This window comes from Ruminococcus difficilis, from assembly GCF_016680995.1.
On sequence record NZ_JAEQMG010000126.1, the window covers coordinates 1 to 11,610 of the forward strand.

Sequence of the window (11,610 nt, forward strand, 5' to 3'; positions counted from 1 at the left end):
GTACTGACCCTCAAACAAATCGATTTTGTGGTCGTTAACGCCCACATAGCGGATGTCTTTGGTAATTTCCATAGGGTTTTTCCTCACTTTCATTTTTGATATGGATATATATTTCTTAAATTGTAACATAAATTCAAAATGTTTACAAGGTGTTTTTGTGTTTTTTATTCTTTAAAATGCGCCCTTTTGAAAATTTCTGCGTGTTTTACGTGTTCACGGCCGCAGATTTGCGCAGACTTGGCTTAATATGCGAATAAATTCGGGTTTCTCGATTAGACGGTTGATTTTCGCGCGGTTTTATTGTACAATATAGATGTAAAAAATGAGAACTATATAAGGAGGAATTGGCAGATGGGACTTTTTGACAGCGTTAACAAATCAGCTCAAAAGCCGTCGGGTTATTCTTCGGGCGGCAGCCGCACCGAGGAAATCGTTTTTGACCGCCTTCCCGAGAGCTTTGAGGAGTTCATCGCGCTTCCGCAGGCGCGTCTGAAAACGCCGTTCGATACCGCGGCGCTCACGGTGCTCGCGTTCTGCTATTATCCCGAAGACCCCGATTTGTCCCTTTCGATGATCGAGTACCTCAGAGGTCCGCGACCTCTCAGCGGCTACGACAAGAGCTTTATCGTAGACCGTTTCCGCGACGGCGACTATGTTCCGCGATCGTACTTTGAGGGCGCGACTCCGCAGAACGACTACCTGCCCTCGGAGCCGTACCGCGTCCGTGTCAGCGAAAACCCCTATTCCTATCAGAACGAGAACTACGCCACGCTTCATATCCGTTCGGGCGGAGCCGACAGTCCGCGTCAGGTGCAGCTCAGGCTCGCCAAGGACGGCAAGTGGTACCTTTGGGAGCAGTTCATTCTGGTCGGAATCAGACCGCCCGAGAGCACAAATCCGTGGGCGTAGCAATACAATTAAACAGCGCAAGTGGAGAGGTTTGGCGGTTTCGTCAGACCTCTTGTTTATTTTACGAAAATTTTTGCATAATACTATTGACAAATGAAATTAGATTTGATACAATCTAATTGAACACAATTAAAGGAGGCAGAGAAATGGGATTTTACGATTATAAGCTAAAAAAACGCAGAGGCGGCGAGCTTGACCTCGCGGATTGGCGCGGCAGGGTGGTTCTCGTTGTCAACACCGCCACAGGCTGCGGTTTCACTCCGCAGTATGAGGGCATCGAGGCTCTCTATGAGAAGTATCACGACAAGGGCTTTGAGGTGCTCGACATTCCCTGCAACCAGTTCGCCAATCAGGCGTCGGGTACGGACGATGAGATCCACGAGTTCTGCACCGCGCGGTTCAAAACGCAGTTCGACCAGATGGCGAAGGCTGAGGTAAACGGCGAAAACGAGCTTCCGCTCTACACCTTCCTCAAGGCGCAGGCGCCGACCGAGGAGGTAAAGGGCGTTAAAAACAAGCTCGCGATGAAGGCGATTGCCAAAATGAGCACGACCGCCAAGGCAGCAGCCGACATAAAGTGGAATTTCACAAAGTTCCTTGTAGACAGAGAGGGCAGCGTGGTTAAGCGCTACAACCCGACCTGTCCGCCAAAGGATATAGAAGCGGATATCGCAAAGCTGATTTGAAAGGAAGGATAAAGATGGCAGTATTGGAAGTTACAGGCGCAACCTTTGAGAAGGAAGTATTACAGTCCGACCGACCGGTTCTCGCGGATTTCTACGCAAACTGGTGCGGACCGTGCAAAATGCTCAGACCCATACTTGAGGAAATCTCGGACGACAGACAGGACGTAAAGGTCGTTTCGATCAATATCGACGAGGAGGACGAGCTTGCCGAGCAGTTCGACGTAAGCGCGATCCCGTGCGTTGTGCTGATTAAGGACGGCATGGAGGCAGACAGAAGCGTCGGTCTGAAACCCCGCGAGGCGCTTGAGGAGCTGCTCTGATGTATGATATCATTGTAATAGGCGCGGGACCCGCCGGCATGACCGCCGCGATTTACGCGCGACGGGCGGCAAAGACCGTTCTCGTCCTCGAGGCGCTCAGCTACGGCGGACAGATAATCAACACCCCCGATATCGAAAACTACCCTGCGGCAGCCCATGTTTCGGGCTTCGACTTCGCAACCGGCGTTTACAATCAGGCAAAGGAGCTGGGTGCGGAGTTCAAGTTTGAGAAGGCTCTCGAAATTGAGAACAGGGCGGAGGACAAGCTCGTCCGCACCAAGAAGAACGAGTATGCCGCAAGGGCGGTGATCATCGCGACGGGCAGCGAGAACCGCAAGTTAGGCGTTGAGAACGAGGATAAGCTCGTCGGCAGAGGAATCTCGTACTGCGCGACCTGCGACGGCGCATTTTACCGAAAGAAGAAGGTCGCGGTCGTGGGCGGCGGCAACACAGCCCTTGAGGACGCGCTGTATCTCGCCGAGGTCGCGGAGAAGGTGTATCTCATTCACCGCCGCGATTCGTTCAGAGGCGAGGAGGCGACAGCCGCGCTTCTGAGAGAGCGCGAAAACGTGGAGCTTGTGCTCAACAGCACGGTAAAACAGCTTCACTTTGAGAAGAAGCTGAACGCCGTGACGGTAGCCGGCAAGTCGGGTGCGGAGCGCACTCTGGAGGTCGACGGACTCTTCGTCGCCGTCGGCAGGATCCCCGAAAACCAAAACTTCGCGTCGGTCATCGAGCTTGACGGCTCGGGCTACGCTGTGGCAGGCGAGGATTGCCGCACCAAGACGGAGGGAATCTTCGTAGCCGGCGACAACCGTCAAAAAGAAGTCCGACAGCTCGTGACGGCAGCAGCCGACGGAGCCGTAGCTGCAACGGCGGCGGTAAACTATATCAATTCCAAATAAACGGCAAAGCAGGAAAGGTCTGATTTTACTCAAGCCTTTCCTGCTTTTTTATGATTGGTAATTAGGTTGTTTGGTCAAGCCTCGTCGGTTTCCTCGGCAGGCTTTTCGAGCTTCTTTACCACCACGCGCATAATGCGCTGGTTCTGAACCTCCATCACGGTAAAGCGGAAGCCGTCGGACTCAATGCTCTCGCGTTTTTTAGGGATTGTACCTGCGTGCTCCAGAATAAAGCCGCCCACGGTGATCGAATCGCTCTCAAGCGAGCCTTCGTCCACGTTAAAGAGCGCGAGCATGTCGTCAAGCTCGATGTCGCCGTTGACAAGGAACTCGTCCTTGCCGATTTTGTAGTAGCTGTGCTCGATCTCCTCGTCCTCGTCCCAGATGTCGCCTACGATCTCCTCAAGCAGATCCTCCATCGTGACGATGCCGAGGGTGCCGCCGTATTCGTCGGTGACGATGGCGATGTGGTTTCTGGTGCGCTTGAAGTTGCTCAGGATTTTTGAGAGCTGCTGCGACTTGAATACGAAGAACGGCGGCTGAATGATCTCTTTAAGCTCGGGAGCCTTGCCGTCGGCGAGGGATTCAAGGTAGTCGCGCGTGTGCAGAATGCCGACGATGTTGTCGATGGTCTCCTCGTAAACGGGAATGCGCGAGTAGCGGTTCTCGATGATGATGTCCTTGATTTTCTGCTGCGAGTCCTCGATGTTGATGAAAACGACGTCGACGCGCGGCGTGAGGATCTCCTCGGCGGTGGTTTCGTCAAAGTCCAGCGCCGAGCGAACCATCTCGCTTTCGCTCTCCTCGAGCACGCCTTCCTCCTCGATGCTCTCAACTATGTATTTCAGCTCGTTCTCGGTGACTGACGGGGCGTCCTCGCTTTTGCCCGCGATTTTCAGCGCGAGCGAGCGCAGCTTCATAAAGATGAAAACAAGCGGCGTGAGCACGATGGTGAGGAATTTCAGAAATCCCGCGGTCTTAGCGGAAAAGTCGTCGCAGTGCTCCTTGGCAAGACACTTGGGGATGACCTCGCCGAAGGTCAGAACGAGCAGGGTGGTCGCTCCCGTCGCGATAGCGGAGCCTATGTCGCCGAAAAGCCGCAGACAGAGCACCGTCGCGATAGACGAGCAGCCGAGGTTTACAATATTATTGCAAATTAATATAGCTGTCAGGGCGTTGTCGAAGTGCTCGATAATGTAGAGCACATTTACCGCGCCTTTGTCGCCGCTTTCGACCGCATGCTGAACGCGAATGCGGTTTACAAAGGAAAACGCGGTTTCGGTCGCCGAAAAGAATGCCGATAAAAGCACGAGCAGACCGATGACGACGCCCATTATTATGTTGGAATCCAAAGAAACTCACTCCAAGATAGTATAATTACAATAATAGTACAATAATTCTGTAAAATAATTATTATTTATTAGAAATATAACGTGAAAATCTTGAAAAAGATGGCGTTTGATGATATAATACAAAATGGTTTCATATCGTTTTCGCGAAAGTCATATGTATTACCGTCGGCGCTTCGGGAAAAATAAATCCGGAGGTGCGAAATGAACAGAAAGCTTTTGCGAAACGGCGATGATGAATTTGTACGCAATCCGGGCGAACAGGAAGCGGAACCGGAGCCTGACGACAGACAGCCGTGTCAGCTGCCGGATACAGGCTCAATGCTCTTTGCGCATAAGGACAAAATCATTCATTGCCTGACGATAATCGGTCAGGTAGAGGGTCACTATCTGCTCTCCGACCGCAGCAAAACCACAAAGTACGAGCATATCCTGCCGCTTCTCGTGTCGATAGCGGAGGACGAGAGAATAGACGGACTGCTGATCCTGCTCAACACCGTCGGCGGCGACGTAGAGGCAGGCTTGGCTATAGCCGAGGTCATCTCGGGACTGCGCAAGCCCACCGTATCCATCGTTCTCGGCGGAGGGCATTCGATCGGAATACCGTTGGCGGTGGCGGCAAAGCGCAGCTTTATCGCAAAGAGCGCGTCAATGACCGTTCATCCCGTGCGCACAACGGGACTTACTCTCGGCGTGCCGCAGACCTTCGAGTATTTCCGCAGGATGCAGGACAGGATAACGAACTTTGTGGTGGAAAATTCAAATGTCACACCCGAGCGCTACAGCGAGCTTGTGCTCAACACGGGCGAGCTTGTCACCGACGTCGGCACCATTCTCGACGGAGAGGACGCGGTGCGCGAGGGTCTGATAGACAGCGTCGGCACGGTTTCCGACGCGATAGACGCGCTGTATGAACTGATAATCAGTCAGTAAAAACGCAAACGCCGTTACTGCGCAATTTCCGCGGCAGCGGCGCTTGCCCGACAAATTAGGAGGTTACATATGACAATTTTAGACGCGGTGATCCAGGGCATCGTTCAGGGTCTTACCGAGTTCCTGCCCGTATCGAGCAGCGGACACCTCGCGATCACCCAGCACGTTCTCGGAGTCAGCGGAGAGAGCAACCTGTTCTTCGACGTAATGCTTCACATCGGCACGCTTGCTGCGGTAATCGTGTTTTACCACAAGCTCATCGGCAGCCTGATAGTGGAGTTTTTCCGCATGCTCAAGGACATTTTCACAGGCAAATTCAGCTGGAAGAACATGAACTACGAGCGCAACCTCATCATGATGCTCATCATCGGACTTCTGCCTCTGGTGCTCATGTTTATCCCGATTCCCGGCACAGGCATGAAGCTCAAGGATCTTGCGGACGTTTTCTCAGCCTCGCCGGTGCTCATCGTCACCGCAGTTTCGCTGTGCGTAACAAGCGCACTGCTGTTTATCGGAATTATCTGCAACAAGCGCAATTCTCAGGTTAGCTTCAAGCACATGAAGGGCAGCTCCGAGGGCGCAAAGGGCAGAGAGAGCTATACGGTAGTCGACGCGCTCTGCGTTGGTCTTATGCAGGTAGCCGCGGCGCTTCTGCCGGGTATCTCGCGTTCGGGCTCCACCCTCGCGGTAGGTGAAATGCGCGGTATCAACAAGCAGAAGGCGCTCGACTACACCTTCGTTCTCGGCACCCCGGCGATCATCGCGGCAGCCGCTCTCGAGGGAGTTGACGTTATCAAAAATCCCTCGGCGGCGAATATCGAGCTTGTTCCCACCCTTATCGGCATGGCGGTTTCGGCTGTGGTCGGCTACCTCGCTATCTGGATCTTCAAGTGGTTCCTCAAGTCCGACAAGATGATTATTTTTGTGATCTACACCGCCGTTGTCGGCGTAGGACTTATCGTAGTTTCCGTCATCGAGATCATGAACGGCACAAACCTCTTTACCGGCGCTCCCATCGGAAATAACCTGTTCCCGATACCTGTCGCCTGATAAACAAAACATAGGAGTGACAGCTTTGGCAGCAAAAAAGCAGTCAAACAAAAAAACAACAACCAAATCAAAATCGGGCGCGCCGAGCCGCGCAAAACGCGCCAAAACCTCAGCGCGGACCGCTCCGCAGCGAAAGCCTCAGCTCAGCCCGAGAATAAAATCGATACTGTACGTCGCGCTGGCGATAATCTTCGGCGTAATGGTTTTCATCCCCGGAAGCAACGTCTGGACGGCTGTCCGCTCGTTCTTCTTCGGCATCTTCGGTCTGGGAATGCTCCTTATTCCGGCGTTTTTCATCTATATGACCGTGATGAACGAGAAGGAGCGCTGCGTCGCGCATTTTGAGGCAAAGGTCGCGCTGTGTGTGCTGACCATCCTCGTTGCAGGCGCGTTCGTCTACATGGTCGGCGGCGCGAAGCATCAGGATATGAACTACTTCGCGGCGCTCGGCAACCTCTATCTCGACGGCTTCGGCGACAAGGGCTATATTCCGCTCGTCTGCGGCATGATAGGCGGCATTCTGGGCTATCCGCTCGCGTTTTTCTGCGGAACCACCGTCGCGCTTATCCTCACCATAGTAGTGCTCGTTGTGCTGATTTTTATCCTGACCAACCTCAGCGTCAAGGACGTTGCGAGAGCCGCGAGCCGCACAATGGACCGCGCCAAAAGAGCAGGCGAGGAGCAGCGCCGCCGCTACCGCGAGAAGATGGAGTACCGCCGTCAGCGCGAGGAAGAGGAGCGCAGCAGGCGCGAGCAGGAGGAGTACATATCCGACAGATACGCGACCGACCTGCCGCAGTATACGCCCTCGGGCACAGGCGCGATAGACATTCCGCTCGATTCTCCCAAAAAGAAGCGCCGCAAGCGTAAGGACATGCCCGAGGAAAAGGTTGAAATAAACAACACCGAGGTCGATTATTCCGATTCAAACGAGGGCAACGCCTCTGAGCTTGACCTCTCGACCGACCTGATAAATATCATCAGCCGCGCGGAGCGTTCCTACGACAACAACACCGATTCGACCGTCGACCACATAGCCGACGATATCTCGCAGGAGAAGCGTTCGCAGCACATATCGCAGGGAGCGGTTCAGGCAGACCCCGAGACCGTGCCCGTTGCGGTTTCTAAGCGCGGGCAGCCCAAAAAGCCTGCGGAGCCTGCCGCCGAGCCGTCCGAGTTCGACAACGTAGGCTACAGGGCTGAGCAGCCTCACGAGGAAAAGAAGATATATCACTATCCTCCCATCCAGCTGCTGCGCCTCAACGAAAACAACAACGACCTCAGCGCGCGCGAGGAGCTTGAGCAGAATTCGCGCAAGCTTGTCGACACCCTCCAGAGCTTCGGCGTAAACGCCAAAATCGTTAACATCTGCCGAGGTCCGTCGGTAACGCGCTACGAGCTGCAGCCGGCTCCCGGCGTTAAAATCAGCAAGATAACAAATCTTTCCGACGATATCGCCCTCAACCTCGCCGCCAACGGCGTTCGTATCGAAGCGCCCATTCCCGGCAAGGCTGCCGTGGGTATCGAGGTGCCGAACAAGGTCGTCAGCATGGTTTCGATGCGCGAGCTTATCGACTCCGACGTTTTCCGCAATTCAAAGAGCAAGCTGACCGCCGTTCTGGGCAGGGATATCTCGGGCGACATCGTGGTAACGGATATCGCCAAAATGCCTCACCTGCTTATCGCCGGTACCACAGGCTCAGGTAAATCCGTCTGCGTAAACTCGATTCTTATCTCGATTCTTTACAAGGCGACTCCCGACGAGGTCAAGCTGCTGCTTATCGACCCCAAGATGGTTGAATTCTCAAAGTACAAGGGCATTCCGCACCTGCTTGTGCCGATCGTTTCCGACGCAAAGAAGGCTGCCGCAGCTCTGGGCTGGGCGGTCAACGAAATGCTCAACCGATACAAGATCTTTTCGGAGTACGACTGCAAGGATATCGACTCCTATAATTCTTTGATAGAAAAAAATATCCGCTATATGCGCGAGAATCCTCCCGTTGAGAACGAGGAGGGCGAGCTTGTCCAGCCCGTTATGGAGGTCGGCGGACTTCCCGTAGCCAAGGAGAGGATGAGCCGCGTTGTGATCGCGATAGACGAGCTTGCCGATTTGATGATGGCGGCTCCCAGCGAGGTTGAGGACAGCATCTGCCGACTCGCCCAGATGGCGCGTGCCGCAGGCATGCACCTTATTCTCGCGACCCAGCGACCCACCGTAAACGTAATCACGGGTCTTATCAAGGCGAACGTGCCGAGCCGAATCGCGCTCAAGGTAAGCTCCAACATGGACAGCCGTACTATCCTCGACACGGGCGGCGGCGAAAAGCTCATAGGACGCGGCGATATGCTGTTCTCTCCCGTAGGTACGCCTAAGCCGATACGCGTTCAGGGCTGCTACGCCTCCGAGGAGGAAATCGAGGGCGTAACGGGCTATATCAAGAAGTCCGCGAAGGCTGAGTACAACGCCGAAATCGAGGAGAGCATCAAGCGTATCGCGACCGAGGAGATCGCTCAGGGCAAGAAGGGCGGCTCGGACGGCGGCGACGACGGACTCAGCGTCGACTCCAAGATGGAGGAAGCGATACAGTTCGTAATCGAGTCGGGACAAGCCTCGACCTCAATGCTGCAGCGCCGCCTTAAGGTAGGCTACGCGAGAGCAGGACGAATGATAGACGACATGGAGCAGCTCGGCGTGGTAGGACCTCACCAGGGCTCCAAGCCGCGCGACGTTCTTATGACCTACAGCGAATGGGCAGAACGCCGCAACGCAATGCAGAATCAGCAAGACTGATGTCAGAGCGGAGAGTTAAGAGTTAAGTTAATGGCGGGCGCTGCCCGCACCCGAAAATATTTAATTAATACTGAAAACTGAAGACTTAAAAATGAATAATTTTGGGCGGGACACCCGCACCCGAATATTTTTCGAAACTTAACTCCACTCTAAACTCTCCACTCTTAACTCTCAGATAAAGGGGTGATTAATATGGCTTTTTTGCCGATGACAGCCGACGAGGTAAAAGCGCGCGGCTGGGACAGCGTTGATTTTGTATATGTCTGCGGCGACAGCTATGTCGACCACCCGTCCTTCGGCGCGGCAATAATAACGCGCGTTCTCGAGGACTGCGGAATGCGCGTGGCGTTTCTATCGCAGCCCGACTGGAGAACGACGCGCGATTTTATGCGGTTCGGCAAGCCGCGTCTGGGCTTCATGGTGTCGGCAGGTAACATCGACAGCATGGTCGCCCACTACACCGCCGCAAAGCGCAGACGTCACGACGACGCCTATACCGCAGGCGGCAAAACAGGCAGACGGCCTGACCGCGCGGTCACGGTCTACTGCCGCAAAATCCGCGAATGCTATCCCGACAGCCCGATAATCATCGGCGGTCTCGAGGCTTCGCTGCGCCGTTTTGCCCACTACGACTACTGGAGCGACAGCGTTATGCCGTCGGTTCTTTTTGACAGCGGCGCAGATTTGCTCGTCTACGGCATGGGCGAGCTTCAAACCGTTGAAATCGCAAAGCGCCTTAATGACGGCTACCCTGTGGAGGCGCTGCAGGATATCCGCGGTACCTGCTTCAAGGTGAGGACGACGGACTACGTTCCCAAGTCGGCGGTCGAGCTGCCGTCGCTTGAGCGTGTGCGCGAATCAAAGCGCGATTACGCCGTCGCAGCGCGCCGCGAGCTTGAGGAAGCCGACGCGGTTCGCGGAAAAATCCTTATCCAGCGCCACGGAAAATATATTCTGGTTCAGAATCCGCCCATGCAGCCGCTCAATACCGAGCAGCTCGACCGGGTCTATTCGCTGCCGTATATGCGGTGGTACCCAAAGTGCTACGAAAAACAGGGCGGAGTGCCCGGCGTTGCCGAGGTCGAGTTCTCGATAACCCACAACCGCGGCTGCTTCGGAGCCTGCAACTTCTGCGCTTTGGCGTTTCATCAGGGAAGAGCCGTGACCGTCCGCAGCGAGGAGAGCGTTATCCGTGAGGCTCAGAGCTTTCTCGATAATCCGCACTTCAAGGGCTACATCAGCGACGTGGGAGGACCCACCGCGAATTTCCGCCTGCCCTCGTGCGAAAAGCAGCAAAGGCACGGCTTGTGCAAAAACCGCATGTGCCTTGCGCCGACTCCGTGCCCGAATATGCAGGTCTCGCACGTCGAGTACCTCGATCTGCTGCGGAAGCTGCGAAACCTCGACGGCATAAAGAGGGTGTTTATCCGCAGCGGAATCCGCTTTGACTACCTGATGGAGGACGAGAGCGACGAGTTCTTCTCCGAGCTGATAAAGTACCACATCAGCGGTCAGCTGCGCGTAGCGCCGGAGCACTGTTCGGCGGCGGTTCTCGACAAAATGGGCAAGCCGCATATTGAGGTCTACAAGCGCTTCTGCGACAGGTTCTATTCTCTGACGGGCAAAGCGAAAAAAGACCAGTACATCGTGCCGTACCTGATGAGCAGCCACCCGGGCTGCCGTCTGAAGGACGCGGTCGAGCTTGCGCAGTTCTGTAAGGCTGAGAACATCCACCCAAAGCAGGTACAGGATTTCTATCCCACGCCCGGAACGATCTCGACGGCGATGTTCTATACAGAGCTTGACCCGTTCACCCTCGAGCCGGTCTACGTGCCGAAGTCCGAGAGCGAAAAGGCAATGCAGCGCGCGCTGTTGCAGTATTTTATCCCGGAGAACAAGCCGCTCGTGATAAAGGCTCTGCTCAAAACCGGACGGCGCGATCTGATAGGCAGCGGCAAAAAATGCCTTGTCACCGCGCCCGCGGGAATGGCGGGAAAAAGAAGCCGAAGAAAAACAAGTACGCGCGTTATTCGAGAAAAAAATGAGATTACACGAATTAATTATGCAAATTTAACTAAAAAAGCCTTGACCGAAACAATATTAGAGGCTATAATATAAAAGTATTATGTATTAATGTAAGAAAGGATTAGATTGATGGGAGTATATGAGGAACTCATTGCAAGAGGTCTGATTGCTCAGGTAACAGACGAAGAAGAAATCAGAGAATTGGTAAATACCGGCAAGGCGGTATTTTATATCGGCTTTGACCCCACAGCCGACAGCCTTCACGTAGGTCACTTTATGGCGCTCTGTCTTATGAAGCGTCTGCAGATGGCAGGCAACAAGCCTATCGCGCTTCTCGGCGGCGGCACCGGCATGATCGGCGACCCCTCGGGACGTACCGATATGCGCCAGATGCTCACAAAGGAACAGATTCAGCACAACGTCGAGTGCTTCAAAAAGCAGATGAGCCGTTTTATCGACTTCTCGGACGGCAAGGCTCTTATGGTCGACAACGCCGAGTGGCTTCTCGACCTCAACTACGTGGAGCTTCTCCGCGAGGTAGGCGCTTGCTTCTCTGTAAACAGAATGCTCGCTGCCGAGTGCTATAAGCAGAGAATGGAGAGAGGTCTCAGCTTCCTCGAATTCAACTATATGATCATGCAGTCA

Annotated in this window: 10 protein-coding genes; 9 read left to right on the top strand and 1 reads right to left on the bottom strand. The window is 54.3% G+C overall.

Annotated features, from left to right (window positions below; translation table 11 throughout):
• Window positions 1-351 precede the first annotated feature (351 nt).
• The 4 genes from JKK62_RS12000 (at window position 352) to JKK62_RS12015 (ending at window position 2,820) form a co-directional block, all read left to right on the top strand.
• Complete coding sequence (locus JKK62_RS12000; RefSeq protein WP_201428089.1) at window positions 352-909, top strand: DUF6935 domain-containing protein; 558 nt, start codon at window positions 352-354, stop codon at window positions 907-909.
• Window positions 910-1,055: 146 nt separating this feature from the next.
• Window positions 1,056-1,595, top strand: a complete 540-nt coding sequence (locus tag JKK62_RS12005; RefSeq protein ID WP_201428090.1) for a glutathione peroxidase — start codon at window positions 1,056-1,058, stop codon at window positions 1,593-1,595.
• A gap of 14 nt (window positions 1,596-1,609) precedes the next feature.
• Window positions 1,610-1,915, top strand: a complete 306-nt coding sequence (trxA, locus tag JKK62_RS12010; protein WP_201428091.1) for a thioredoxin — start codon at window positions 1,610-1,612, stop codon at window positions 1,913-1,915.
• Window positions 1,915-2,820, top strand: coding sequence for an NAD(P)/FAD-dependent oxidoreductase (locus JKK62_RS12015; RefSeq protein ID WP_201428092.1), 906 nt, complete (start codon window positions 1,915-1,917; stop codon window positions 2,818-2,820). Before trxA ends, JKK62_RS12015 begins: the two co-directional genes overlap by 1 nt.
• Before the next feature lie 74 nt (window positions 2,821-2,894).
• On the opposite strand, the gene JKK62_RS12020 is transcribed toward JKK62_RS12015, so the two are convergent.
• Window positions 2,895-4,169: a hemolysin family protein gene (locus tag JKK62_RS12020; protein WP_201428093.1), complete on the bottom strand. Its 1,275-nt coding sequence runs from the start codon at window positions 4,167-4,169 to the stop codon at window positions 2,895-2,897.
• 201 nt (window positions 4,170-4,370) lie between these two features.
• On the opposite strand from JKK62_RS12020, the gene JKK62_RS12025 reads away from it, so the two are divergent.
• From JKK62_RS12025 to tyrS, 5 genes are all read left to right on the top strand, one after another.
• Window positions 4,371-5,099, top strand: a complete 729-nt coding sequence (locus tag JKK62_RS12025; protein ID WP_201428094.1) for a ClpP family protease — start codon at window positions 4,371-4,373, stop codon at window positions 5,097-5,099.
• 69 nt (window positions 5,100-5,168) lie between these two features.
• The gene (locus JKK62_RS12030; RefSeq protein WP_201428095.1) at window positions 5,169-6,149 is read left to right on the top strand and encodes an undecaprenyl-diphosphate phosphatase; all 981 of its coding nucleotides are present in this window, start codon (window positions 5,169-5,171) and stop codon (window positions 6,147-6,149) included.
• Between the two features lie 25 nt (window positions 6,150-6,174).
• Window positions 6,175-8,940 (top strand): FtsK/SpoIIIE family DNA translocase, encoded by a 2,766-nt coding sequence (locus JKK62_RS12035; RefSeq protein ID WP_243411840.1) that lies wholly within the window; start codon window positions 6,175-6,177, stop codon window positions 8,938-8,940.
• Window positions 8,941-9,123: 183 nt separating this feature from the next.
• Window positions 9,124-11,058 carry a YgiQ family radical SAM protein gene (locus JKK62_RS12040; RefSeq protein ID WP_494545960.1) on the top strand — a complete coding sequence of 645 codons (1,935 nt, stop codon included), beginning with the start codon at window positions 9,124-9,126 and terminating at the stop codon, window positions 11,056-11,058.
• Between the two features lie 36 nt (window positions 11,059-11,094).
• On the top strand, window positions 11,095-11,610 hold a 516-nt coding region (tyrS, locus tag JKK62_RS12045; protein WP_201428097.1), incomplete at its 3' end, for a tyrosine--tRNA ligase.